Genomic DNA, 23,356 nt, shown 5'->3' on the forward strand with positions numbered 1-23,356 from the left:
ATGAGCCCTACCCGTCCTACCCTGCGCCTGTCCGTGCTGGACCAGAGTCCGGTCATCCACGGCCATACGGCCCGCGACGCCCTGGCGGCCACGGTCGATCTGGCCCAGATGGCCGACAGCCTCGGCTTTACCCGCTACTGGTGCGCCGAGCACCACGGCCTGCAAGGCGTGTGCAACCCGGCGCCCGAGGTCATGCTGGCGCGGCTGGGCAGCGTGACCCAGCGCATCCGCCTGGGGTCTGGCGGGGTCATGCTGCCCTACTACAGCCCGTTCAAGGTGGCCGAGCAGTTCCGCATGCTCGAAGCGCTGTTCCCGAACCGGATCGACCTTGGCGTGGGCCGCGCCCCGGGCGGCGACATGCGCACTGCGCAGGCCGTGGCGATGGGCACGTACAACCGGGGCGACCAGTTTCCACAGCAGGTGCAGGACCTGTCGTTCCTGCTGCGTGGCGAGGTGCCGCCCGACCATCTGGCCGAGGGCGTGCTGCTGCAGCCGGCCATCGACACCCAGCCCGAGATCTGGGTGCTGGGTTCCAGTGATTTCGGCGGTGCGCTGGCGGCGCGGCTGGGCCTGCGCTTCGCCTTCGCCCATTTCATCAATGCGCACGGCGGCGACATGGTGGCGCGGCAGTACCGCGAGGATTTCGAGCCCGGCTATGAAGACAGGCCGTACAGCGCCGCGGCGGTGTTCGTGATCTGCGCCGATACCGAGGCCGAGGCATCGGCGCTGGAGCGCGCCGTCGACATCCGCCGGCTGCAGATGGCTTATGGCGTCAACGCACCGATCCCGTCGCTGGCCCAGGCTGCCGATTTCACGCCCACCGAGCGCGACCGCCTGATCATCGAACGCGAGCGGCCCCGCACGATCTGCGGCACGCCCGCGCAGGTGGCCGAGCGCATGCTGGCGCTGAAGGACCGCTTCGCGGCAGATGAACTGGTGGTGCTGAGCGTGACGGCGTCGTACCAGGCGCGCATGCGCACGTACGAACTGCTGGCCGAGGCCTTCGACCTGCAAGGCTGATCCGCGCCGGGGCGCAAGCGCCACGCCCTTTGGCTATGGCGGATCGAAGTGACGGATTGATGCGGGCGGCGCGGTATCATGCCGCCTTTGTCCCATCGTACGAATCCGAATCCATGACCGTAGCCGCGAATCCGACTGTCGAGATCAAGGTGCTCGACGCCCGCCTGAACGACTGGGGCCTGCCCGCCTACCAGAGCGATATGGCCGCCGCCATCGACCTGCACGCCTGCGTGGACGGCCCGGTGACCATCGAGCCCGGCACGCCGGCGCAACTGGTGCCGGCCGGCTTCGCGGTGCATATGGCCAACCCGTTCATGTGCGCGACGATCGTGCCGCGCTCGGGCCTGGGCCACAAGAAGGGCCTCGTGCTGGGCAACTCGATCGGCGTGATCGACGCCGACTACCAGGGCCAGATCATGGTCAGCGTGTGGAACCGCAACGCGCCCGGCACCGAGCCGATCGTGATCCAGCCCGGCGAGCGTATCGCCCAGATGATGTTCGTGCCGGTGCTGCGCCCGGTGTTCACGACGGTGGAAGCGTTTTCAGAGGATTCGGTGCGTGGCGCCGGAGGTTTCGGCTCGACCGGCGTGGCGCACGCGAAGGCGTAACGCCGGAACCGAGGCCGGGTGTCTCCCCTCTCCCATGCAATGGAGGAGGGGAAACCGTATTTTCTCAGCGCTGCTCGAAGATCAGCGCCACGCCGTTGGCCTGCTCGGCCGGGATCAGCGTAATCGACGGCGACAGGTCGGTGGCCTGCACCCCATGGGCCCGCCAGTGCGTACGGGCCTTTTCCAGATCGCTGGTTGCAAGCCGGATCGCCGCGTAGCCCGTCGCCCCGTGCCGCAGCCCCGGCACGTCGGCAGCATCGGCCAGCGCCTGCGGCGCGGTGACAACGAACGATGCCCCGTCGATGTCGAGCATCGCCGTTTCGCCAGTGGCGCGCGCCATCGCCGCGCCCGTCAGCGTGGCATAGGCTTCGGCCGTTGCCGCCACCTGCCCCGCTTCCACCACCAGATACGTCGCCGCAATCGCCGTTGCGCCATTGGCGTGCGTCAGCCATTCCGGCCGCCACAGCAGTTCGGGCGTGCGATGCTCGCAAACGAAGTAGCGGGCGCCCGGCGCGTGATCCAGCGCGGTCACGCGGAACGTGGCCGGGTGCTCGGAGCCGTCGTCAAGGCGCACCGGGCGCGAGAATTCGATGGGGTCCGAGGGCTGGAATCCGGCAGCACGCAGCCGATCGGCCGTGGCAAACGCATCGCGGCTCTTGCACGACATGGCCGCACAGCCGCCACCGCGCTGCTGGGCATCCCAGTAATACTGGCGACTCGGGCTGGGCGCCGTGACGTGCAGCAGCTCCAGGTAGTCGCGCGCCAGCATGATGCAGTGGTTTTGCGATCCCAGCGTGTGATAGCCGCGCGGTGTCAGCGTGAAGCCGAGTGCGCGCCAACGGTCGGCAGCGGCATCCAGGTCCGCACACACGATGACCGCGTGGTCGAACGGTTCGGGCAACGTCTGCATGGGGTCAGTCGAACTGGATGTTGGCCTTGCGGGCCACGGCTTGCCACTTGTCGTGCTCGTGGCGTACCAGGTTGCCCAGGTCGGCCGGCGAACCCACGGCAATCTCGAACCCCTGCGCGGTCAGTGCTTCCACTACCTTGGGCTGCTTGATCGACGCGCCCAACGCATCGTGCAGCCGCATCACGGTGTCCTGTTGCATATGCGCGGGACCGAAAACGCCGATCCACGAATAGGCCTCGAAGCCCTTGTAGCCTTGCTCGGCCACGGTCGGCACCTGGGGCATCTGCTTGATGCGGCTGGTCCCGGTGACGCCAAGCACCTTGATCGTCTTGGCGGCGACGTGAGCCTGCACGGCCGCGTAGCTGCTGAAGAACAGGTCCACCTCGCCCGCCAGCACGGCCTGCACGGCCGGGCCGCCGCCCTTGTAGGGCACGTGCAGGAAATGCACGCCGGCCTCGGTCGCCAGCGCTTCGGCGGCCAGCTGGTTCAGGCTGCCGATGCCCGACGACGCATAGCGCACGCCATTCGGGTTCGACTTCGCCAGCTCGATCAATTCTCGCACGTTCGACGCCGATAGCGCCGGGTTGGCAGCGATAACAAGCGGGAAGCGCACCAGTTGCGTGATCGGCGTGAAGTCCTTGAACGTGTCGTACGGCAGGTTCTTGTACGCAAACGGGTTGATGGCATGCGTGTCGAACGCCATCAGCAGCGTATTGCCGTCCGGCTTGGCGCGAGCCACGGTGCTGCTGGCGATCAGGCCACCGGCGCCGGGCTTGTTGTCCACCACCACGGTCTGCCCCAGGCTCGTCTTCAGTCCCGGCTGCAGTTGCCGGGCCACGATATCCACGCTGCCCCCGGGCGGGAACGGCAGGACCATCGCAATCGGCCGGCTGGTTGCCGACGGCTCGGCAGCATGGGAGACCTGGGCGAGGCCGGCGAGTGACGCCACGGGCATGGCGCTCATCGGCAGGGACTTGAGCAGCAGGCGGCGCAGCCGCATGCGGTCGGGAGAAGACATCAGAGACTCGGGCTGGGCGGCCAGACGGCCGCGGAATCAGGAAAAGGGCGGCATGCCGCCGCCGCGTATTTTGCCCGATGATCGCGCAACTTGCAGGAGTACCCTTCGCTGATCGCCCAGAAATGGAACAATCGCACCCCGATCCGCCATAAATCGGCCAAAAAAATGGCCGGGACGAACCCGGCCATTTCTACGTTGCGGCGTGGCGCGACAGCGGCGCTCAGACTTCCGCGCGCTGCTCGCTTTCCGGCGCCTCGGGCGGCTCCGGATCGGCTTCCGAGAACGTCAGCTTGATCAGATCCTCGTCGTCCAGATCCACGGCCACCTTGCCGCCAGTGACCAGCTTGCCGAACAGCAGTTCGTCTGCCAGCGCCTTGCGGATCATGTCCTGGATCAGGCGCTGCATCGGACGCGCACCCATCAGCGGATCGAAACCCTTCTTCGCCAGGTACTTGCGCAGCTTTTCCGAGAAGCTGGCTTCCACCTTCTTCTCGTGTAGCTGCTCTTCCAGCTGCATCAGGAACTTGTCCACCACGCGCAGGATGATTTCCTCGTCCAGCGCACGGAAGCTGATGGTCGCATCCAGACGGTTGCGGAACTCCGGCGTGAACATGCGCTTGATGTCGGCCATCTCGTCGCCCTGCTCGCGCGCCGTGGTGAAACCGATCGTGGCACGGTTCATCGTCTCGGCCCCCGCATTGGTGGTCATGATGATGATCACGTTGCGGAAGTCGGCGCGACGGCCGTTGTTGTCGGTCAGCGAACCGTGGTCCATCACCTGCAGCAGGATATTGAAGATATCCGGATGTGCCTTCTCGATCTCATCGAGCAGCAGCACGCAATGCGGCTTCTTGGTGACGGCCTCGGTCAGCAGGCCACCCTGGTCAAACCCGACATAGCCCGGCGGCGCGCCAATCAGGCGGCTGACCGCATGGCGCTCCATGTATTCGGACATGTCGAAGCGCAGCAGCTCGATGCCCATGATGAACGCGAGCTGCTTGGCGACTTCGGTCTTGCCCACGCCCGTGGGGCCCGAGAACAGGAACGAGCCGATCGGCTTGTCGGTCTTGCCCAGGCCGGCGCGCGACATCTTGATCGCCGATGCGAGCGCCTCGATGGCCGGGTCCTGGCCGAACACCACCGACTTCAGGTCGCGTTCCAGCGTCTGCAGCTTGCTGCGGTCGTCCTGGTTCACACTCTGCGGCGGGATGCGGGCAATGCGCGACACGATGTCCTCGATCTCGCCCTTGCCAATGGTCTTCTTCTGCTTCGACTTCGGCAGGATGCGCTGGGCAGCACCTGCCTCGTCAATCACATCGATCGCCTTGTCAGGCAGATGACGGTCAGTGATGAAGCGGGCGGACAGTTCGGCGGCGGCGGTCAGTGCCGAGGCCGCGTACTTGACGCCATGGTGCTCCTCGAACCGCGACTTCAGCCCGCGCAGGATCTGCACGGTCTGGTCCACCGACGGCTCGACCACGTCGATCTTCTGGAAACGACGCGACAGGGCCGCATCTTTCTCGAAAATGCCGCGATATTCCGTGAACGTGGTGGCACCCACGCACTTGAGCTGGCCCGACGACAGCGCCGGCTTGAGCAGGTTGCTGGCGTCCAGCGTGCCGCCCGATGCGGCGCCCGCGCCGATCAGCGTGTGGATTTCGTCGATGAACAGGATCGCGTGCGGATTGTCCTTGAGCGACTTCAGCACGCCCTTGAGGCGCTGCTCGAAATCGCCGCGGTACTTCGTGCCGGCCAGCAGCGCGCCCATGTCGAGCGAGTACACGGTAGCCTTTTCCAGGATATCGGGCACTTCGTTCTTGGTGATGCGCCAGGCCAGGCCTTCCGCGATGGCGGTCTTGCCAACGCCAGCCTCGCCCACCAGCAGCGGGTTGTTCTTGCGCCGGCGGCACAGGACCTGCACCACGCGCTCCACCTCGCTGTCGCGGCCGATCAGCGGATCGATCTTGCCGGCCTTGGCGAGCGCGTTCAGGTTCTGGGTGTATTGCTCGAGCGGGCTTTCCTTGCCGTCACCGCCCTCGCCTTCGGGGTTGCCCTCGCCGTGCTTGGCCGGTTCGGCCTGGTCCTTGCGGATGCCGTGGCTGATGAAGTTGACCACGTCCAGGCGCGTCACGCCCTGCTGCTGCAGGTAGTACACCGCGTGGGAATCCTTTTCGCCGAAGATGGCCACCAGCACGTTGGCGCCAGTCACCTCCTTCTTGCCATTCGACGTCGACTGCACGTGCATGATGGCGCGCTGGATCACACGCTGGAAACCCAGCGTGGGCTGCGTGTCCACTTCGTCGGTGCCTGGCACGACGGGCGTGTTGTCTGCGATGAAATTCTTCAGACTGGTGCGCAAGTCCTCGATATTGGCCGCGCACGCGCGCAGCACTTCAGCTGCTGTGGGGTTGTCGAGCAACGCCTGCAACAGGTGCTCCACGGTAATGAACTCGTGGCGCGCCTGGCGAGCCTCGACAAAGGCCATGTGCAGACTTACTTCCAATTCTTGCGCAATCATGCTTCCTCCATCACGCACTGCAGGGGATGGCCCGCCTGCCGCGCATGGGTTGATACAAGCTCGACCTTGGTCGCCGCAATATCCCGCGTGTAGATACCACAAACGCCTTTACCTTCCCGGTGGACGGTGAGCATGATCTGCGTCGCCGTTTCCCGGTCCCTGCTGAAATACTGCTGCAGGATCATCACGACAAACTCCATCGGAGTGTAGTCGTCATTGAGCAGGAGCACCTTGTACATCGCCGGCGGCTTGAGCTGCTGCTCTTTCCGCTCGATGACTGTGCCTGCTTCGCGTTGAGGGGTGTTCGCCAGCCGTGTCGCCATGGCTTTTATTCTAACTCTTACTCACAAGTCTGCAATTTGGGGAACTGGCCCGGTATTCAAGGGCAGCCCTTCGGAAAAAACCTAGCGTGGCCTACCGCACAAAGGGCGCCTCGCGCACGTTCGCGGTGCATGATACGTGCCCGCCGACCCCTGCCGGGGCACCGGGCCGGCCGCCAGGCGGCGTTTACAAAATTCCATGCACCACGGCGACAAAGGTACCATCCCCAGCCGTTTCAATCCCGCCACACCCCACGCCGAGTGGGGAATCTGCCAGCTTGACAGTATGTAGGTTTGACAGAAAAATCGATTGCACATCCGGGCCTGGTCAGCGAGCCAAGCAAAAAGTCCAGATCGGATGTATCCGTGAGCAGGGAGGCCCACGACCGGCGTAGGTCAGCCATTTGCAGTTCGTTTCCGGAGGCGGTTTCGTTTCCGGGCGGACGCGGCGGCTGTCCACGCGAATTTCATTTGCGCGGCGCTTTTCGCAGCCGATCCGTCAGGAGCGGCATGCCTGAGCCCGCCAGGGTGGTTTTCGGCTGGCCATTGGTTTCCCCGCTTGAAATCAGCTTTTTCGTTGGGGGAGTTTATGGCAAGCGGTATCGTCAAATGGTTCAATGACGCCAAGGGTTTCGGTTTTATCAAGCCGGACGATGGCGAGGAAGAACTGTTTGCGCACTTTTCGGCAATCCAGATGGCAGGCTTCAAGACGCTGAAGGAAGGCCAGCGCGTTTCGTTCGAGGTGGTGCAAGGCCCGAAGGGCAAGCAAGCCACGAACATCCAGGACGCCGCCCAGTAAAGTGCGCCGCGGCCGAACGCGCCATACAGAGCCGCGTCGGCCAATGCGGATGTGAAGGGGGCATGCTCCCTTCGGAACGGGATCCTGTGCCACGGCTGGCAATGCCAGCCCGGGGCACGCGCCAAGCGCGTACGCCAAGCATCCGGCAAGACGCCCGGCCCATGTGAACCATGGGCCGGGCGTTTCTGTTTTCAGCGATTGCGTTCTTCGTCTTCCGCCTGCGCATCCCCGGCAATGTCTGCGCCGGACGCTACTCCGACCAGCCTTCGATCCTGAGACCCGACGCGTCCTCGGCCTCTTCCCGGCTGACCTTGCGGACGGACTGGCCGAAGCTCCAGACATGGCCTTCCGGATCGCGCGCCGCATAGACGCGATCGCCATAGAACTGGTCTTCGGGCTCGCGCACGATCTGCGCACCGGCGGCGCGAGCGCGTTCGCAATGCGCGTCGAGCCCTTCGGCCAGTTGCACGTGGACCGCCTGTGTGTTCTTGCCGCCCACCGACGCCGGGCTGGCCGTGTAGTCCGCCCATTCGCTACCCACCATCAGGTAGCTGTCACGAAAGCGCATTTCGGAGTGCGCAAGGTTTCCGTCCTTGTCGGTGATCACCATCACGCGCTGGAATCCAAACGCGCGTTCGAGCCAGTCCAGCGCGGCCTTCGGGTCCTTGTAATAGACCGCCGCGCCCAGGGCGGCTCGCTTGAACGGGTCTTCCATTTCGGGTCTCCGGCATCGGTGTCGTGCTGAAGTTGTAGTCCACATCAAGGAAACTTCCCAGCGGCGCGCCGCTTTCGTAGGAGCGCGATTTCTGCATCGATGGCGGCTTCCTAGACTGGTCCGAGCCATCCCGCGCGTGTTGCGCGTGGCTGCTTTAGACCATCGGAGTTTCGCCAAATGACACACAAGCTACGGGTTGCCGCATTCGCAGGCGCCATCGCCATGGCGTCAGCCAGCGCAACCGGCGCCGAGCCATCGGGCCACGACGCCCATGCCTGGTCCTACGAAGGCACCACGGACCCTTCCCACTGGGGCGAACTGGCCCCCGACTTCTTCCAATGCGGCACGGGCAAGCGACAATCGCCGCTCGATATCGATGGTGCGACACCGGCCCACCTGGCGGCACTGACGTTTCGCTATCGGCCTACGCGGGCGAAGGTCGCCAATACCGGGCATACGATCGAGGTCCGCCCCACCAGCGACGAGACGCTGGTAACGTCGGCCGGCAGCTACCGGCTGGCGCAATTCCACTTTCACACGCCCAGCGAAACGCGCTTTCACGGCAAGGCGTATCCGCTGTCGGCACATTTCGTCCACCAGGACAACCAGGGCCGCGTCGTCGCCGTGGTCGCGGTCATGTTCCGGATGGGCAAACCCAATCCGCAGCTGGCTACGCTGTTCCGTACGCTGCCCAGGCCAGGTGCGCAGCCCGTGCCGATTCCCGGCCGGCTCAACATCGCAGGATTGCTGCCCACATCGCAAAACTACTACACGTTCCCGGGCAGCCTGACCACGCCGCCTTGCACCGAGGACGTCCAGTGGTATGTGATGAAGCAACCGCTGACGGTCTCGCCGCAACAGCTGGCCGCGTTTCGCACCCGCTATCCGATGAACGCGCGGCCGGTCCAGCCGCTGGACGGCCGCGAGGTGCTGTCCGGCGACTGAGGGCCGACCAGCGTACCCAGGCACCAGAGCACCCAACGAAAAACGCCCCGGCCACCTTGCGGTGCCGGGGCGTTTGCCGTCTGGTTTGCCAGACTTACATATTGTCGATCATCACCTGGCCGAAGCCCGAGCAAGAGACCTGCGTGGCGCCTTCCAGCAGGCGCGCGAAGTCGTAAGTGACCTTCTTCGACTGGATCGACTTTTCCATCGAATCGATGATCAGGTCGGCGGCCTCGGTCCAGCCCATGTGTCGCAGCATCATTTCTGCGGACAGGATTTCCGAACCCGGATTCACGTAGTCCTTGCCGGCGTACTTCGGCGCGGTGCCGTGCGTGGCCTCGAACATCGCCACCTCGTCAGACATATTGGCGCCGGGTGCGATGCCGATGCCGCCCACCTGCGCGGCAAGCGCGTCGGAGATGTAGTCGCCGTTCAGGTTCAGCGTGGCAATCACCGAATATTCGGCCGGACGCAGCAGCACCTGCTGCAGGAATGCATCGGCAATGACGTCCTTGATCACGATGTCACGCCCGGTCTTGGGGTTCTTGAACCGGCACCACGGGCCGCCATCGACCAGTTCGGCACCGAACTCTTCCTGTGCCAGCTCGTAACCCCAGTCACGGAATCCACCCTCGGTGAATTTCATGATGTTGCCCTTGTGCACCAGCGTCACCGACGGCTTGTCGTTGTCGATCGCATACTGGATCGCCTTGCGCACCAGCCGCTGCGTGCCCTGTTTCGACACGGGCTTCACCCCAACGGCCGACGTATCCGGAAAACGGATCTTCTTGACGCCCATCTCGTCCTGCAGGAAGGCAATCAGCTTCTTCGCGCCCTCGCTGCCGGCCTCCCATTCGATGCCGGCATAGATGTCTTCCGAGTTCTCACGGAAGATCACCATATTGGTTTTCTCGGGCTCGCGCACCGGCGACGGCACGCCCTTGAAATAGCGCACCGGGCGCAGGCACACGTAGAGATCGAGCTGCTGGCGCAGCGCCACGTTCAGCGACCGGATGCCGCCGCCGACCGGCGTGGTCAGGGGGCCCTTGATCGACACCACATATTCCTTGACCACGTCGAGCGTCTCGTCGGGCAGCCACACATCCGGACCATAAATGCGCGTCGACTTCTCGCCGGCAAAGACCTCCATCCAAGCGATCCTGCGCTGGCCGCCGTAGGCCTTGGCCACGGCCGCGTCCACCACCTTCAGCATCACCGGGGTGATATCGACACCCGTGCCGTCACCTTCGATATACGGAATGATGGGGTTGTCCGGCACGTTCAGCGAAAAATCGGCGTTGACCGTGATCTTCTCGCCTGCCGGCACCTTGATGTGCTGATACATATTCGTCTCCAACTGCGGATGGGGGTGATGACTGGCACCAGGCCGCAGAGCCCAGCGACGCGATTGTGTTGTGCGAGGCATTGTAACGGGCGTTTCGCCGCCGTCACGCGACACCGGCCAATGGCCTCGGGCGCCCGCGCGCGCCGGGCCAAGGATCGCACATCAGTCTTATATAAGACATAAGACTATCCGTATATTATGCATAAAGCCATATCACGCGCCAACCTTTGCGCGCAGGCCGTGGCGGCACTGGTGGATAATGCGCGCCCATGACCTTGATCGCCCTCAACAAGCCCTTCCAGATGATGAGCCAGTTCTCCGCGCATCCGTCGCGGGCGACGCTGGCCGATTGCGTCGACGTGCCCGGCGTCTATCCGGCCGGACGCCTCGATGCCGACAGCGAAGGCCTGCTGCTGCTGACCGATGATGGCGCGCTGCAGACGCGTATCGCCGATCCGAAGCACAAGCTGACCAAGACCTATCTGGCACAGGTGGAAGGCGTACCCGACGACGCCGCGCTGGCCCGCCTGCGCGCGGGCGTGGATCTTGGAGATTTCACGACGCTGCCAGCGGCCGTACGCGTGGTCGACACACCCGGCTGGCTGTGGGACCGCGATCCGCCGATACGCTATCGCGCCGCCATTCCCACCACGTGGGTCGAACTGCAGATTCGCGAAGGCAAGAACCGCCAGGTGCGCAGGATGACGGCCGCTGTTGGCTACCCCACGCTTCGGCTGATCCGCGTCGCCATCGGCAAGCTGTCGCTGCCCGATCTTGGCCTGATTCCGGGGCAATGGTGCAAGACGGATGTCCGCATACTGGCACTTCCAGCCATCGCTTCACATGTCCGAGACGCAATACAAGTGCGCAAGCGTCGGTAAAACGCAGTTACAAATAGTGATAAACATGACGTCAACGGCAGAAGATGGCGTCTCGTTTTTGCGAGTGACACGTCTACGCGCGTCGAACCTTCCAAATACTGGATTCATCTCTGAGGTACTCGCAATGAAAAAACTGATCGCTGCCCTGGTTGTTGGCCTGTTCGCTACCGGCGCTTTCGCCCAGGCTTCGGCTCCCGCTGCTGACGCCGCGCCGGCCGCCAAGGAAGCCGCGAAGCCCGCGAAGTCCACCCACCACAAGCATTCCTCGACCAAGCACCACGCCAAGAAGGCGGAAGCTTCGGCACCGGCTGCCCAGTAAGGCGGCTAGCGCGGGCCCGTGTCCGCGCGTCTGTAGAAAGGCAGGCGCCCATGCGACCTGCCTTTTTTCATGTCCCGCGCAGCGGCACGGCTGGCATGGCTGCGCTATGCTCTCGCCTGCAGCAAGACCTCCAACGACAAGATCCGCCATGCATCCCGTCTTCAAGACCCTGATGGCCGTAGGCGCCGCCGCGCTGACGAGCCTGGCCCAGGCGCAATCCGCGCTGCCCGTCATCCCGCTGACCGCCGGCATGTACGCCATCCAGGCCGAAGTGGCTGCGTCGTCCGAAGCGCGCGAGCGCGGGCTGATGTTCCGCAAGTCGATGCCTGCCAACGCCGGCATGCTGTTCGTGTTCGAGGAAAAGGCCGGGCATTGCTTCTGGATGCGCAACACGGACCTGCCGCTGTCGATCGCCTTCCTGGCCGATGACGGGAGCATCGTGAACATCGAGGACATGAAGCCGCAAACCGAAGACAACCACTGCCCGCGCGCGGCCGTGCGCTATGCGCTGGAGATGAACAAGGGCTGGTTTGCGCAGAAGGGCATCAAGCCCGGCACAAAGATCGGCGGACTGCCGCAGGCGCGGCAGGGGCAATAGCCCCCTGCCCACGCGAAGCGGTGCTGGCTGGACGCGTGGCTGCAAACCGTACAACTGGTACGGCCACGCCGCGCAACGACGCCAGAACCGGTTTGACAGTGTTGCCTAGTCGCGGAAGTTGTTGAAATCCAGGGGCGCATCGCTGACGTCCTTGCGCAGCAGTGCAATCACCGACTGCAGGTCGTCGCGCTTGGTGCCAGACACGCGCACCGCGTCGCCCTGGATGCTGGCCTGCACCTTGATCTTGCTGTCCTTGATCATGCGCACGATCTTCTTGGCCAGGTCGCCTGTCACGCCCTTCTTGATCGTGATGACCTGCTTGACCTTGTCGCCGCTGACCTTTTCCACCTTGCCGTAGTCCAGGAAGCGCACATCCACGTTGCGCTTGGCCATCTTGTTGATCATCACGTCCTTGACCTGATCGAGCTTGAAGTCGTCGTCGGCAAACGCGGTCAGTTCACCTTCCTTCTGCTCGATGCGGGCATCGGACCCCTTGAAGTCGAAGCGCGTGGAGATTTCCTTGTTGGACTGCTCCACAGCGTTCTTCACTTCCACCATATTGGCTTCACACACTACGTCAAACGACGGCATATCGATTCTCCTGGTCTTGCGCGGCTCGCCGTTTGCCCCGGCGACCGGTCCATGCGGTTACGTATAATCTTGGCCTGCCCCGGTCCGGGGTGCTTTCCCCGTCCTTCATGGCAGATTTTTACGAATTTTATCCCCTGCGCGCCCACAATACATTCGGGTTCGATGCGCGCGCGCGTCTTGCTGCGCATATTCGCAGCGAATCGGACCTGGTTTCGGCCCTGTCCGACCCGCGCGCGGCCGGGATGCCGGTGGTGGTGCTCGGAGGTGGCAGCAATGTCGTGCTGACGGGCGATCTTGACGCCTGCGTGCTGCTGATGGAGATCCCGGGCTACGACATCGCCGAAGATGGCGCCGACTGGCTCGTCACGGCCGGCGCCGGTGAAAACTGGCACAACCTGGTGAGCCGCACCGTCGCCGACGGCAGGGCGGGCCTGGAAAACCTGGCCCTGATCCCGGGCACGGCCGGTGCCGCCCCGATCCAGAACATTGGCGCCTATGGCGTGGAACTGCGCGACCGCTTTGCGCGGCTGCGCGCCTACGACCGGCAGGCACGCGAATTCGTCACGCTCGACCTGGACGCCTGCGCGTTCGGCTACCGCGACAGCCTGTTCAAGCGCGAGGGCCGCGACCGCTACATCATCACGGCCGTGACGCTGCGCCTGCCGAAGGACTGGCAGCCGGTGCTGAACTACGGGGAACTGGCGCGCGAACTGCAAGACATTGCATCGCCCAGCGCCGCCCAGGTGCGGGACGCGGTGATCGCCATCCGGTCGCGCAAGCTGCCCGACCCCGCACAGATCGGCAATGCGGGATCGTTCTTCAAGAATCCGGTGGTGGAATCGGTGCAGCGCGATGCGCTGCTGGCAGAGCATCCGGCGCTGGTCAGCTATCCGCAGCCCGACGGCCGCTACAAGCTGGCGGCGGGCTGGCTGATTGACCAGTGCGGCTTCAAGGGCCTGGACGACGGCCCGGTGGGCGTCTATGGCAAGCAGGCACTGGTGCTGGTCCATCACGGCGGCGGCACGGGCGCCGCGCTGTTGAAACTGGCGAACCGCATCGCGGATACGGTCCAGGCACGCTTTGGCGTCAGGATCGAGCCGGAACCAGTGATTCTCTGAGTTCCGGCACGACCGCCCGCATCACTTGAAGTGGCAGACGTAGTCCAGGGTGTCGGTCACTTCGATATCGAAGCTGCTGTTGCCCGGCACGTCGAACTGCTGGCCGGCGCCGTAGGTCTTCCACTCTTCCGAGCCGGCCAGGCGCACGCGGCAGCTGCCCGCGTTGATTTCCATGACTTCCGGGGCGCCGGTGCCGAACGTCAGCGCGGCCGGGAAAATCACACCCAGCGTCTTGCGCGTGCCGTCGGCAAACAGCACGGTGTGGCTCACGCACTTGCCATCGAAATACAGGTTGGCCTTCTTGACGACCGATACATTGTCGAACTGGCTCATCTCAATCTCCTCGGATCTTGCGGTTTCGTAAAGACGTAAATCAGGGACGTAAAAAAGGGAGCCATGGCGGCCCCCTCTTTCCACTTTCCAACTTTTTCTGACTCCCGCGCCGGATCAGTAGCGGCCGCAGAGCAGATATTCCATCAGTGCCTTCTGCACGTGCAGGCGGTTCTCGGCTTCTTCCCAGACCACGCTGCGCGGGCCGTCGATCACGGCGGCTTCCACCTCTTCGCCACGATGCGCCGGCAGGCAGTGCATGAACAGGGCGTCGTCAGCGGCGCGGTCCATCATCGCGGTGGTCACCATCCAGTCCTTGAACGCGCGCTTGCGCGCTTCGTTTTCGGCCTCGAAGCCCATGCTGGTCCAGACATCGGTGGTCACCAGGTGCGCGCCCTGGCAGGCTTCCAGCGGATCTGCGAACACCTTCACGCGCGGCAAGGCCGACGCCGGCACCATGGCCGGATCGAGCTGGTAGCCCGCGGGCGCCGAGAACGTGAACGTGAAGTCGAGCCGCTCGGCCGCCTGGATCCAGGTGTACGCCATGTTGTTGGCGTCGCCAATCCAGGCCACGGTCTTGCCGGCAATGCTGCCGCGCTGCTCGATGTACGTGAAGATATCGGCCAGCACCTGGCAGGGGTGGTATTCGTTGGTCAGGCCATTGATCACCGGCACGCGCGAATGTGCGGCAAAGCGCTCGATGATGTCCTGGCCGTAGGTGCGGATCATGATGATGTCGACCATGCGCGAGATCACCTGCGCGGCATCTTCGATCGGCTCGCCACGGCCCAGCTGCGAATCGCGCGTGTTCAGGAACACCGCATGCCCACCCAGCTGGTGGACACCGGCCTCGAACGACAGGCGCGTACGCGTGGAATTCTTTTCGAAGATCATGGCCAGCGTGCGGTCGTGCAGCGGGTGCCATGTCTCGTAGTTCTTGAACTTCGCCTTCAGGATCCTCGCGCGGTCCAGCAGGTACGCGTACTCGTCGGCACCGAGGTCGCTGAACTGGAGGTAATGCTTGATCGGGGTTGGGCTCATAAAACAAAGAAGGCGGCTCGATTGGGACACGCAGCCCGATTGCGCGGATGGGCAATCTTTCAGGGCCGGAGCGTGTCGCGGAGCCGCCTTTCGCGTCGCTTACGCAATGTAATTGCAAAGATCATAAGGGATTATTCCAGCTTTGGCGAGCCCGGGCCGTTAACCTCCAGAGGCAGCTCTGGCGGCCACTGACAGGTTTCCGACAGGATTCAGCCTTATGCGCAGGTCTTATATAAGATATAATACTCGCTGATTCACGCGGGGCCCGGCATACCCATGCCACCAGCCCGCCGCCGGCATCAAAAGTGCCCCCGCAGACACCGCCGCCCCGCTGGTCACGTCCGGAATTTGCGAACCAATCGCCCACCGGATGCGTCAAACGGTGCGCCCGTTGAAGCGGGTTTACCGTCGAGTCACCAAGCAGATCCCCGCAGTCCCATGACCACCCCCCAAGTCCGCGAATATTTCATCCAAGGCGTTACGAAGGAAGGCAAGACCTTCCGCCCCAGCGACTGGGCCGAGCGGCTGTGCGGCGTGATGGCGCAATTCCGTCCCGAAGGCGATACCGGCGATCCCCGCCTGACCTACTCGCCGTATGTGCGTCCGGTGATCGTGGCCGGCGTCAAGAACGTGGTGGTCGATACCCGCCTGCGCGACATCGAGCCCAAGGCGCTCGACTTCGTCCTGAACTTCGCGCGGGACAACAACCTCCAGGTCGTGGAAGCCTGCTCGGTCGATAACTGACACCGAGGGCAACACCCCAAAATGAAGAACCCGGCCGGCGCCGGGTTTTTTGTTGGCGCGCCGAGGCGCCTGCGACAGAGGGCAAGCCAGTGGCACGCCCGAAAACAAAAAAGCTCGTCCGGAGACGAGCTTTTCTTTTCTGCAGGCCACCGAGGTGGCCCAGGCAGACTTAGGCGGCCATGCCCTTGATGGCGGCCGACAGGCGCGACTTGTGACGTGCGGCCTTGTTCTTGTGCACGATCTTCTTGTCAGCAATGCTGTCGATGATCGTTTGCGACTGCTTGAAAATCTCTGCAGCAGCAGCCTTGTCACCAGCGTCGATGGCCTTGCGGACTGCCTTGACGGCGGTGCGCAGACGCGAGCGCAGGCTGGAATTGTGGGCGTTCGCGGCGACGGCTTGGCGCGCGCGCTTGCGAGCTTGTGCGGAATTTGCCATGTTTCTCTTCCTGAATTCAGAATGCGCGCCCGGGGCGACGCAATAATTTGGGACGCAACAATTAAGTCACATCTTGCGACCCGGGATGTTTCGACAAACGAATCCTGGACGCGACTGTCCTTGCGAATCGGCGATTATACACACATGCCGGCGTCACAGGCAAGGGCGATTCGTATACCCGTGCTGGCGGTCGCCCAACAACGGCCGATCCGTATAATAAGCGCCACATCCGGCGCCGCCTGGCCGCAGACCGTGGCGCCGTGGCAACTTTTGGGGCCAAACGGGCGTCTGAACCGCGTTCCGCCCTGGCTGCGCACCCGCCGGCCGGCCTGAAGCTTTCCCCGAATACCACCTTGAACCTTCTCAAAGCGCTTGCCACCATCAGCGGCCTGACGATGCTTTCGCGCATCACCGGCCTGATGCGCGAAATCCTGATTGCCCGGGCCTTTGGCGCCTCGGACATGACCGACGCCTTCAACGTGGCGTTCCGCATCCCCAACCTGCTGCGCCGCATCTTTGGCGAAGGGGCCTTCTCGCAGGCCTTCGTGCCGATCCTGAACGAATACCACGGCAAGCGCGGCGAAGCGGAGACCCATCTGCTGATCGACGCCGTGGCCACGGTCATGGCCTGGGTGCTGGCCGCCGTCTCGCTGCTGGGCGTGATTGCCGCGCCGATCGTCATGACCGTGGTGGCCACGGGCTTCCGCGGCGATGCCGAGACCTACGACTCGGCGGTGTTCATGACGCGCGTGATGTTTCCGTACATCGGCCTGATCTCGATGGTGGCGCTGGCGTCCGGGGTCCTGAACTCCTGGCGCAACTTCGCGGTGCCGGCGTTCACGCCGGTGCTGCTCAACCTCTGCCTGATCGTGGCCGCGGTCTGGGTGGGGCCGCATATGAAGCAGCCGATCTACGCGCAGGCCTGGGGCGTGCTGATCGGTGGCGTGCTGCAGCTCGCCATCCAGGTGCCCGCCATGCGGCGCCTCGGCGTGCTGCCACGGATCTCGCTGAACCTGCGCGAGGCCTGGGCCAACCCCGGCGTGCGGCGCGTGGTCAAGCAGATGGCGCCGGCACTGCTGGCCGTGTCGGTGGCCCAGATCAGCCTGATCATCAATACCAATATCGCGTCGCGCCTGGGCGCCGGTGCGGTGTCGTACATCACCTATGCAGACCGCCTGATGGAGTTTCCGACGGCACTGCTGGGCGTGGCGCTGGGCACCATCCTGCTGCCGAGCCTGTCGCGCGCCAACGCCGACGGCAACCGCGAGGAATACTCGGGCCTGCTCGACTGGGGCCTGCGGCTGACCTTCCTGCTGGCCCTGCCCTGCGCGGCCGCACTGATGCTGTTCGGTGCGCCGCTCACCTCCGTGCTGTTCAACTATGGCCGCTTCGATGCCCATGCAGTGGAGATGACGCGCCAGGCGCTGGCCACCTATGGCGTGGGCCTGCTGGCACTGATCCTCATCAAGATCCTGACGCCGGGCTTCTATGCACGACAGGACATCCGCACCCCGGTCAAGATCGCAATCCTGGTGCTGGCGATCACGCAGTTGTCGAATTTCGTGTTCGTACCGATGCTGGGGCACGCGGGCCTGCCGCTGTCGATCAGCTTCGGCGCCACCGTCAATGCCCTGCTGCTGTTCTTCGGTTTGCGCCGGCGCGGCTTCTACCACCCGGCACCGGGCTGGGGCATGTTCCTGCTGCGGCTGGCCGCGGCCATGCTGATCCTGTCCGGCATGCTGCTGTGGTTCTCGCGCAATTTCGACTGGGTGGCGATGGGTGCCACGCCGTGGCTGCGCATCGCGCTGATGGCTGCCTGCCTGGTACTTGCGGCGGCGGTCTACTTCGGTACACTGTGGCTCATGGGCCTGCGCTACGCAGCCTTCCGGCGCCGCGCCGGCTAGTCAGGAACACCGCCCCATGACCTCCACGAAAGTCCTGGATTACTTCGCCAGCCTCGTGGCCGACGACGATGCGATCCCGCTGACCGAGACCGCGCTGGCGATCGCCCAGGACGCCTATCCTGACCTTGACCTGCAGGCCGAACTGGCCGCCCTCGATGTGCTGGCAGTGCGCCTGAAGCGGCGGATCGCCGAAGGCACGCCGGCCATCCAGCGCCTGCGCCTGCTGAACCATTTCTTTTACCGCGACCTGGGTTTCGGACCCAACGCCAACGACTACTACGACCCGGACAATTCGTACCTGAACGTGGTGCTCAAGCAGCGTCGTGGCATTCCCATCTCGCTGGCCGTGCTCTACATGGAACTGGGCCAGCAGATCGGGCTGCCGCTGAAGGGCGTGTCGTTTCCCAATCATTTCCTGGTGCGCATGACGATTCCCGCCGGCGAGGTCGTGCTTGACCCGCTGACCGGCGAAACGCTATCGAAGGAACAGTTGCAGGAGATGCTCGACCCGTTCCTGGAGCGCGAAGGCATCACGGGGTCGAATGAAGTGCCGCTGGGGCTCTTCCTGCAGGTCGCCGGCCATCGCGAGATCGTGGCGCGCATACTGCGCAACCTGAAGGCCATCTATCTGCAGGAATCGCGCTGGCAGCGGCTGCTGGCGGTGCAGAACCGTCTGGTGATCCTGCTGCCCGATTCGATCGAGGAAGTCCGCGACCGCGGCCTGGCCTATGCCAACCTGGAGTGCTTCCGGCCGGCGCTGGAAGACCTGGAAGCCTATGTCCAGGCCCGTCCCGACGCCGCCGATACCACGCAGATCCGCGACCGCATGCCGGCCCTGCGCATGATGAGCCGCAGCCTGAACTGACGCCAGGCCGCGGCACCCGGTTGCCCGGACGTACGGCTCAGCGGTCGGCCGGGGCGCGCGTGCGGCCCTTGCCGCGCACCAGCTTCCACAGGCCACCAAGCACCAGCGGCACCACCGCCGCGCCGATACCAGCCAGCACGATCAGGTTCAGGTACTGCTTGATGAACGGCAGGTTGCCGAAGAAGTACCCGGCGAACACCAGGCCGAATACCCAGGTGGCCGCGCCAATCACATTGAACAGCTGGAAGCGTGCAAACGTCATCTGCGACACGCCCGCCACGAACGGCGCGAAGGTGCGCACGATCGGGATAAAGCGCGCCATCACCAGCGTCTTGCCGCCATGGCGTTCATAGAAGTCGTGTGTCTTGCGCAGGGCTTGCTGGTCCAGGAAGCGCCAGTGCTGGTCGAACACCTTGGGGCCGATCCAGCTGCCCACGAAGTAGTTGACCGTGTTGCCCGTGATGGCAGCCACGAACAGCAGGCCCGCCAGCATCCACTCGTTCATGGCGCCGGCCGCGCACATGGCGCCGGCAATGAACAGCAGCGAGTCGCCCGGCAGGAACGGCAGCACCACCAGCCCGGTCTCGGCAAAGACGATGGCAAACAGGATGCCGTAGACCCAGACCCCATAGTCCAGGACGAACTGTCCCAGGAATTTGTCGACATGCAGCACCATGTCGATCAGATGCAATACGGTATCCAAGTTAGCCTCTCTCCAAAGAAGGCCCCCATCATACAAGAGCCATTGCGACAATCCGTCACCTCTTGTCCCGACTTGTGCCGAAAACGTGTCCACGCGCACGTATAATCGCCCGCATGCCTGCCGACGCCGCCCTGCCCGACGCCCAAAACCCCCTTCGCACCACCCAGCCTGGCCGCCCGATCCGTCCGTTGCCTGATCAACTGATCAGCCAGATTGCCGCTGGCGAGGTGGTGGAGCGCCCGGCATCGGTCGTCAAGGAACTGCTCGAAAACGCACTCGATGCGGGCGCCACGCAGCTTGGCATCCGGCTCGAGGAAGGCGGCGTGCGGCGCATTGTCATCACCGACAACGGCTGCGGCATTCCTGCCGACGAACTGCCCGTTGCGCTGATGCGCCATGCCACCAGCAAGATCGCCTCGCTCGACGAACTCGAATCGGTCCTGACCCTCGGCTTCCGGGGCGAGGCCCTGGCGTCGATTGCCTCGGTCTCGCACCTGGTGCTGACCAGCCGCACCGCCACCGCCGCACACGCCACCCAGATCAGCGCCGACAGCGGCCAGTTGCAGCCGGCCTCGGGCGGCGTGGGCACGATGATCGATGTGCAGCACCTGTACTTCAACACGCCAGCACGTAGAAAGTTCCTTAAATCGGAACAAACCGAACTGGGCCACTGCCTGGAAATGATCCGGCGCGCGGCGCTGGCGCGGCCCGACGTCACGATCTCCGTCCACCATAACGGCAAGCCGCTGGAGCATTGGAATGCCGGCGATGTGTCCACGCGCACCGCGCAGGTGCTGGGTGGCGACTTTGCCCGTGCGCGACTGGCGCTGGACGAAGATGCCGACGCGCTGCACCTGTACGGCTTTGCCGGCCTGCCCACGGCCTCGCGCGGACGCCCCGACCAGCAGTATTTCTTCGTCAACGGTCGCTTCGTGCGCGACAAGCTGCTGAACCACGCCGTGCGCAGCGCCTATCAGGACGTGCTGCACGGTGATCGATTCCCGTCGTACGTGCTGTGCCTGGACCTGCCGCCCGAACTGGTCGACGTCAACGTCCACCCGTCGAAGATCGAGGTCCGCTTCCGCGAATCGCGCGCCGTGCACCAGTTCGTCTATCACGCCGTGCAGCGCTGCCTGGCACGCCAGGCCGGCGAACAGGGCGACAGCCTGCATTCCGATACCGACGACGGCGCCGGCTTGATGCCGATGCCAGCCGCGCGCCCGGCCATGCCGGCACCCGGGGTGCCCGGCGCCGCGCCGCAATGGGTCAACTATTCGGCGGGCCGCCAGACCGAGCTGGGTATCGCGCAGCCGCGCCAGGCCTACCTGGGCATGGTGCGCGAAGCCACCTCGCCGGGATCGGCCAATCCCGGGGCGTGGCAGCCTTCGTCGCGCCCGCCCGCCTGGCTGGCCGACGCCCAGGCCGCCCGTGCCGACGAGCCGCCCAGCCTGCTCGACCGCCTGCCGCCGCGCATCTCGGAATTGCCGGGCGCCGATGCCGAAGCGGGCGACGTCGATCATCCGCTCGGCTACGCCATCGCCCAGTTGCACGGCATCTACGTGCTGGCGCAGAACGCCCGTGGCCTGGTGCTGGTGGACATGCACGCGGCCCACGAACGCATCCTCTACGAACAGATCAAGGACGGCCTGGCCGCCCGCCAGCTGGCCGTACAGCCACTGCTGATCCCGGTCACGCTGCCGGCCAGTCCAGTGGAAATCGGCGCAGCCGAGGAGCATCAGGAAACCCTGCAGCTGCTGGGCTTCGACATTGCGCCGGTGTCGCCCACCACGCTGGCCGTGCGCGCGATTCCGGCCCTGCTCAAGCAGGCCGATGCCGAAGCGCTGGCGCGCGACGTGCTGCGCGACCTGCAATCGTACGGTGGCTCGCGTGTGCTGGCCGAACGCCAGAACGAACTGCTCGCCACGCTGGCCTGCCATAGCGCCGTGCGCGCCAACCGCAAGCTGACCGTCGAGGAAATGAACGCGCTGCTGCGCCAGATGGAACAGACCGAGCGCGCCGACCAGTGCAATCACGGCCGTCCCACCTGGGTGCAACTGACCGTGACCGAACTCGACCGCCTGTTCCTGCGCGGCCAGTAAGCGCCTTTTGGCCGTTTGACGATGTCATCGCAGCTTTCCGACTTTCCGCCCATCGTCTGCCTGCTGGGGCCCACCGCGTCCGGCAAGACCGCTGCCGCGCTGGAGCTGGCCGCGCGCAAGCCGGTGGAGATCATCAGCCTCGATTCGGCGCTGGTCTATCGCGGGATGGATATCGGCACTGCCAAGCCCACGCCGGCCGAACTGGCCAGCGTGCCGCACCACCTGATCGATATCATCGATCCGCTCGACAGTTATTCGGCCGCCCAATTCGTGACCGATGCGGAGCGGCTGATCGACGAAATCCGGGCACGCGAACACACGCCGCTGATCGTCGGCGGCACGATGCTCTATTACAAGGCGCTGACGCAGGGCCTGAACGACCTGCCGCAGGCCGATGCCACGGTGCGCGCCGAACTCGATGCGCTGGCCGCCGACCGCGGCTGGCCAGCGCTGCATGCGATGCTGGCCGAGGTGGATCCGGTCACGGCCGCGCGCCTGGCGCCCAACGATGCGCAGCGCATCCAGCGTGCGCTGGAGATTTTCCGATTGAGCGGCCAGCCGATGTCGGCGCTGCTGGCGCGTCAGGCCGATGCGCGGACCTTTACGGGTGCGGCCGATGCGCGCTACCGGGTGATCGCACTGGAGCCGTCGGATCGCGCGGTGCTGCACGCCCGTATCGCCGGCCGCTTCGACGCGATGCTCAACGGCGGGCTGATCGACGAAGTCCAGCGGCTGCGCGCACGCGGCGACCTGCACCTGGGATTGCCGTCGATGCGCTGCGTCGGCTACCGGCAGGTGTGGGAATATCTCGATGGCGACTGCGATGCCGCCACGATGCGCGAGCGCGGCATTGCCGCTACGCGCCAGCTGTGCAAACGCCAGTTGACGTGGCTGCGCAGCACCCCGGAGCGCATCAGCGTCGATGCCCTGGCGTCCGACTACGTGGCGCAGGTGGCCCGGGCCGCGGGCTGGTGATCGCACGCAGAGTGACCGATAATCATCGCTTCCGTTTTTTAAGCGAATTGCGATGACCGCCTTCTCGATCCGCCCCGCCACGCCCGCCGACAGCGCCACGCTGTTCCGCCTGATCTCGGACCTGGCCGAATACGAAAAACTGACGCATCTGGTGGAAGCCACGCCGCAGAAGATTGGCGACGCGCTGTTCGGCGCCAGGCCCCATGCCGAAGCGGTGATCGTGGAGGTTGACCAGGACGGCGCGAGGCAGGCCGTGGGCTTTGCCCTGTTCTTCCACAACTTCTCGACCTTTCTTGCCAAACCCGGGCTGTACCTGGAAGACCTGTTCGTCGAGCCGGCCTGGCGCGGCCATGGGCTGGGCAAGGCCCTGCTCAGGCATCTGGCGGCGCTGGCCGTGGAACGTGGCTGCGGCCGCTTCGAGTGGTCGGTGCTGGACTGGAACCAGCCGTCGATCGATTTCTACCAGGCGATGGGCGCCGACGTGATGCCGGACTGGCGGATCTGCCGCGTGACGGGCGACGCGCTGACCCGGCTTGGCAGCGTCGAATAACGCC

At 64.7% G+C, this 23,356-nt stretch carries 25 protein-coding genes; 14 read left to right on the forward strand and 11 right to left on the reverse strand.

The window, feature by feature from the left end; genetic code table 11:
• Positions 1 to 1,020 (forward strand): LLM class flavin-dependent oxidoreductase, encoded by a 1,020-nt coding sequence (locus tag A9J21_RS03880; RefSeq protein WP_066732088.1) that lies wholly within the window; start codon positions 1 to 3, stop codon positions 1,018 to 1,020.
• 113 nt (positions 1,021 to 1,133) lie between these two features.
• A complete protein-coding gene (gene dut, locus A9J21_RS03885) occupies positions 1,134 to 1,628 on the forward strand; it encodes a dUTP diphosphatase (RefSeq protein WP_066732497.1) in 495 nt (164 codons plus the stop codon).
• A 64-nt stretch (positions 1,629 to 1,692) separates the two neighbouring features.
• Here the strand turns inward: dut and A9J21_RS03890 are convergent, their stop codons facing one another.
• The 4 genes from A9J21_RS03890 to clpS form a co-directional block, all read right to left on the reverse strand.
• Positions 1,693 to 2,538, reverse strand: coding sequence for a VOC family protein (locus A9J21_RS03890; protein ID WP_066732091.1), 846 nt, complete (start codon positions 2,536 to 2,538; stop codon positions 1,693 to 1,695).
• 4 nt (positions 2,539 to 2,542) lie between these two features.
• The gene (locus tag A9J21_RS03895) at positions 2,543 to 3,556 is read right to left on the reverse strand and encodes a tripartite tricarboxylate transporter substrate binding protein (protein ID WP_197497454.1); all 1,014 of its coding nucleotides are present in this window, start codon (positions 3,554 to 3,556) and stop codon (positions 2,543 to 2,545) included.
• Between the two features lie 220 nt (positions 3,557 to 3,776).
• Positions 3,777 to 6,074 (reverse strand): ATP-dependent Clp protease ATP-binding subunit ClpA, encoded by a 2,298-nt coding sequence (gene clpA, locus A9J21_RS03900; RefSeq protein ID WP_066732097.1) that lies wholly within the window; start codon positions 6,072 to 6,074, stop codon positions 3,777 to 3,779.
• Positions 6,071 to 6,397: an ATP-dependent Clp protease adapter ClpS gene (clpS, locus tag A9J21_RS03905; protein WP_049815983.1), complete on the reverse strand. Its 327-nt coding sequence runs from the start codon at positions 6,395 to 6,397 to the stop codon at positions 6,071 to 6,073. The genes clpA and clpS overlap by 4 nt, the downstream gene beginning before the upstream one ends.
• Before the next feature lie 586 nt (positions 6,398 to 6,983).
• Between clpS and A9J21_RS03910 the strand changes: the two genes are divergently transcribed.
• The gene (locus A9J21_RS03910) at positions 6,984 to 7,193 is read left to right on the forward strand and encodes a cold-shock protein (protein WP_029051623.1); all 210 of its coding nucleotides are present in this window, start codon (positions 6,984 to 6,986) and stop codon (positions 7,191 to 7,193) included.
• Positions 7,194 to 7,443: 250 nt separating this feature from the next.
• Here A9J21_RS03910 and A9J21_RS03915 read toward each other — a convergent pair whose 3' ends face one another.
• Positions 7,444 to 7,908, reverse strand: coding sequence for a VOC family protein (locus tag A9J21_RS03915; protein WP_066732099.1), 465 nt, complete (start codon positions 7,906 to 7,908; stop codon positions 7,444 to 7,446).
• A gap of 177 nt (positions 7,909 to 8,085) precedes the next feature.
• On the opposite strand from A9J21_RS03915, the gene A9J21_RS03920 reads away from it, so the two are divergent.
• Positions 8,086 to 8,853, forward strand: a complete 768-nt coding sequence (locus tag A9J21_RS03920) for a carbonic anhydrase (RefSeq protein ID WP_066732101.1) — start codon at positions 8,086 to 8,088, stop codon at positions 8,851 to 8,853.
• Positions 8,854 to 8,947: 94 nt separating this feature from the next.
• Here A9J21_RS03920 and icd read toward each other — a convergent pair whose 3' ends face one another.
• Positions 8,948 to 10,198: an NADP-dependent isocitrate dehydrogenase gene (gene icd / locus A9J21_RS03925; RefSeq protein WP_066732103.1), complete on the reverse strand. Its 1,251-nt coding sequence runs from the start codon at positions 10,196 to 10,198 to the stop codon at positions 8,948 to 8,950.
• Positions 10,199 to 10,467: 269 nt separating this feature from the next.
• Between icd and A9J21_RS03930 the strand changes: the two genes are divergently transcribed.
• From A9J21_RS03930 to A9J21_RS03940, 3 genes are all read left to right on the forward strand, one after another.
• Positions 10,468 to 11,079, forward strand: a complete 612-nt coding sequence (locus A9J21_RS03930; protein WP_066732105.1) for a pseudouridine synthase — start codon at positions 10,468 to 10,470, stop codon at positions 11,077 to 11,079.
• 124 nt (positions 11,080 to 11,203) lie between these two features.
• Positions 11,204 to 11,398, forward strand: coding sequence for a hypothetical protein (locus A9J21_RS03935; RefSeq protein WP_066732106.1), 195 nt, complete (start codon positions 11,204 to 11,206; stop codon positions 11,396 to 11,398).
• A gap of 148 nt (positions 11,399 to 11,546) precedes the next feature.
• The gene (locus tag A9J21_RS03940) at positions 11,547 to 11,996 is read left to right on the forward strand and encodes a DUF192 domain-containing protein (RefSeq protein ID WP_066732107.1); all 450 of its coding nucleotides are present in this window, start codon (positions 11,547 to 11,549) and stop codon (positions 11,994 to 11,996) included.
• A 105-nt stretch (positions 11,997 to 12,101) separates the two neighbouring features.
• On the opposite strand, the gene A9J21_RS03945 is transcribed toward A9J21_RS03940, so the two are convergent.
• A complete protein-coding gene (locus A9J21_RS03945; protein WP_066732108.1) occupies positions 12,102 to 12,587 on the reverse strand; it encodes a YajQ family cyclic di-GMP-binding protein in 486 nt (161 codons plus the stop codon).
• Between the two features lie 107 nt (positions 12,588 to 12,694).
• Here A9J21_RS03945 and murB point away from each other — a divergent pair, with 107 nt between their 5' ends.
• Positions 12,695 to 13,705 carry a UDP-N-acetylmuramate dehydrogenase gene (murB, locus tag A9J21_RS03950; protein WP_066732109.1) on the forward strand — a complete coding sequence of 337 codons (1,011 nt, stop codon included), beginning with the start codon at positions 12,695 to 12,697 and terminating at the stop codon, positions 13,703 to 13,705.
• Positions 13,706 to 13,726: 21 nt separating this feature from the next.
• Here the strand turns inward: murB and A9J21_RS03955 are convergent, their stop codons facing one another.
• Complete coding sequence (locus A9J21_RS03955) at positions 13,727 to 14,038, reverse strand: pyrimidine/purine nucleoside phosphorylase (protein ID WP_066732110.1); 312 nt, start codon at positions 14,036 to 14,038, stop codon at positions 13,727 to 13,729.
• Positions 14,039 to 14,152: 114 nt separating this feature from the next.
• Entirely contained in the window at positions 14,153 to 15,076 is a 924-nt protein-coding gene (argF, locus tag A9J21_RS03960; RefSeq protein ID WP_066732112.1) for an ornithine carbamoyltransferase, read from the reverse strand.
• A 438-nt stretch (positions 15,077 to 15,514) separates the two neighbouring features.
• On the opposite strand from argF, the gene A9J21_RS03965 reads away from it, so the two are divergent.
• Positions 15,515 to 15,820: a DUF3579 domain-containing protein gene (locus tag A9J21_RS03965; RefSeq protein ID WP_066732114.1), complete on the forward strand. Its 306-nt coding sequence runs from the start codon at positions 15,515 to 15,517 to the stop codon at positions 15,818 to 15,820.
• Between the two features lie 169 nt (positions 15,821 to 15,989).
• On the opposite strand, the gene rpsT is transcribed toward A9J21_RS03965, so the two are convergent.
• Positions 15,990 to 16,256 (reverse strand): 30S ribosomal protein S20, encoded by a 267-nt coding sequence (rpsT, locus tag A9J21_RS03970; protein ID WP_066732116.1) that lies wholly within the window; start codon positions 16,254 to 16,256, stop codon positions 15,990 to 15,992.
• A 353-nt stretch (positions 16,257 to 16,609) separates the two neighbouring features.
• Here rpsT and murJ point away from each other — a divergent pair, with 353 nt between their 5' ends.
• Positions 16,610 to 18,160: a murein biosynthesis integral membrane protein MurJ gene (gene murJ, locus A9J21_RS03975; protein WP_066732119.1), complete on the forward strand. Its 1,551-nt coding sequence runs from the start codon at positions 16,610 to 16,612 to the stop codon at positions 18,158 to 18,160.
• A gap of 16 nt (positions 18,161 to 18,176) precedes the next feature.
• Complete coding sequence (locus A9J21_RS03980; protein WP_066732121.1) at positions 18,177 to 19,025, forward strand: SirB1 family protein; 849 nt, start codon at positions 18,177 to 18,179, stop codon at positions 19,023 to 19,025.
• A gap of 37 nt (positions 19,026 to 19,062) precedes the next feature.
• On the opposite strand, the gene A9J21_RS03985 is transcribed toward A9J21_RS03980, so the two are convergent.
• Complete coding sequence (locus A9J21_RS03985) at positions 19,063 to 19,701, reverse strand: VTT domain-containing protein (protein ID WP_197497458.1); 639 nt, start codon at positions 19,699 to 19,701, stop codon at positions 19,063 to 19,065.
• 140 nt (positions 19,702 to 19,841) lie between these two features.
• Here A9J21_RS03985 and mutL point away from each other — a divergent pair, with 140 nt between their 5' ends.
• The 3 genes from mutL to A9J21_RS04000 are packed head-to-tail and all read left to right on the forward strand — an operon-like array spanning position 19,842 to position 23,352.
• On the forward strand, positions 19,842 to 21,827 hold the full coding sequence (mutL, locus tag A9J21_RS03990; protein ID WP_066732125.1) for a DNA mismatch repair endonuclease MutL: 1,986 nt from the start codon (positions 19,842 to 19,844) through the stop codon (positions 21,825 to 21,827).
• A 21-nt stretch (positions 21,828 to 21,848) separates the two neighbouring features.
• Entirely contained in the window at positions 21,849 to 22,802 is a 954-nt protein-coding gene (gene miaA / locus A9J21_RS03995) for a tRNA (adenosine(37)-N6)-dimethylallyltransferase MiaA (protein WP_066732127.1), read from the forward strand.
• A 52-nt stretch (positions 22,803 to 22,854) separates the two neighbouring features.
• Positions 22,855 to 23,352, forward strand: coding sequence for a GNAT family N-acetyltransferase (locus A9J21_RS04000; RefSeq protein ID WP_082926225.1), 498 nt, complete (start codon positions 22,855 to 22,857; stop codon positions 23,350 to 23,352).
• Positions 23,353 to 23,356 lie beyond the last annotated feature (4 nt).

It is taken from the genome of Cupriavidus sp. D384 (genome assembly GCF_001652915.1).
GTDB lineage: Bacteria > Pseudomonadota > Gammaproteobacteria > Burkholderiales > Burkholderiaceae > Cupriavidus.

Coding starts and splice junctions, on each gene's coding strand:
- A9J21_RS03880 (WP_066732088.1), top strand. CDS start 1: ATGAGCCCTACCCGTCCTACCCTGCGCCTGTCCGTGCTGGACCAGAGT.
- dut (WP_066732497.1), top strand. CDS start 1,134: ATGACCGTAGCCGCGAATCCGACTGTCGAGATCAAGGTGCTCGACGCC.
- A9J21_RS03890 (WP_066732091.1), bottom strand. CDS start 2,538: ATGCAGACGTTGCCCGAACCGTTCGACCACGCGGTCATCGTGTGTGCG.
- A9J21_RS03895 (WP_197497454.1), bottom strand. CDS start 3,556: ATGTCTTCTCCCGACCGCATGCGGCTGCGCCGCCTGCTGCTCAAGTCC.
- clpA (WP_066732097.1), bottom strand. CDS start 6,074: ATGATTGCGCAAGAATTGGAAGTAAGTCTGCACATGGCCTTTGTCGAG.
- clpS (WP_049815983.1), bottom strand. CDS start 6,397: ATGGCGACACGGCTGGCGAACACCCCTCAACGCGAAGCAGGCACAGTC.
- A9J21_RS03910 (WP_029051623.1), top strand. CDS start 6,984: ATGGCAAGCGGTATCGTCAAATGGTTCAATGACGCCAAGGGTTTCGGT.
- A9J21_RS03915 (WP_066732099.1), bottom strand. CDS start 7,908: ATGGAAGACCCGTTCAAGCGAGCCGCCCTGGGCGCGGCGGTCTATTAC.
- A9J21_RS03920 (WP_066732101.1), top strand. CDS start 8,086: ATGACACACAAGCTACGGGTTGCCGCATTCGCAGGCGCCATCGCCATG.
- icd (WP_066732103.1), bottom strand. CDS start 10,198: ATGTATCAGCACATCAAGGTGCCGGCAGGCGAGAAGATCACGGTCAAC.
- A9J21_RS03930 (WP_066732105.1), top strand. CDS start 10,468: ATGACCTTGATCGCCCTCAACAAGCCCTTCCAGATGATGAGCCAGTTC.
- A9J21_RS03935 (WP_066732106.1), top strand. CDS start 11,204: ATGAAAAAACTGATCGCTGCCCTGGTTGTTGGCCTGTTCGCTACCGGC.
- A9J21_RS03940 (WP_066732107.1), top strand. CDS start 11,547: ATGCATCCCGTCTTCAAGACCCTGATGGCCGTAGGCGCCGCCGCGCTG.
- A9J21_RS03945 (WP_066732108.1), bottom strand. CDS start 12,587: ATGCCGTCGTTTGACGTAGTGTGTGAAGCCAATATGGTGGAAGTGAAG.
- murB (WP_066732109.1), top strand. CDS start 12,695: ATGGCAGATTTTTACGAATTTTATCCCCTGCGCGCCCACAATACATTC.
- A9J21_RS03955 (WP_066732110.1), bottom strand. CDS start 14,038: ATGAGCCAGTTCGACAATGTATCGGTCGTCAAGAAGGCCAACCTGTAT.
- argF (WP_066732112.1), bottom strand. CDS start 15,076: ATGAGCCCAACCCCGATCAAGCATTACCTCCAGTTCAGCGACCTCGGT.
- A9J21_RS03965 (WP_066732114.1), top strand. CDS start 15,515: ATGACCACCCCCCAAGTCCGCGAATATTTCATCCAAGGCGTTACGAAG.
- rpsT (WP_066732116.1), bottom strand. CDS start 16,256: ATGGCAAATTCCGCACAAGCTCGCAAGCGCGCGCGCCAAGCCGTCGCC.
- A9J21_RS03980 (WP_066732121.1), top strand. CDS start 18,177: ATGACCTCCACGAAAGTCCTGGATTACTTCGCCAGCCTCGTGGCCGAC.
- A9J21_RS03985 (WP_197497458.1), bottom strand. CDS start 19,701: ATGGTGCTGCATGTCGACAAATTCCTGGGACAGTTCGTCCTGGACTAT.
- mutL (WP_066732125.1), top strand. CDS start 19,842: ATGCCTGCCGACGCCGCCCTGCCCGACGCCCAAAACCCCCTTCGCACC.
- miaA (WP_066732127.1), top strand. CDS start 21,849: ATGTCATCGCAGCTTTCCGACTTTCCGCCCATCGTCTGCCTGCTGGGG.
- A9J21_RS04000 (WP_082926225.1), top strand. CDS start 22,855: ATGACCGCCTTCTCGATCCGCCCCGCCACGCCCGCCGACAGCGCCACG.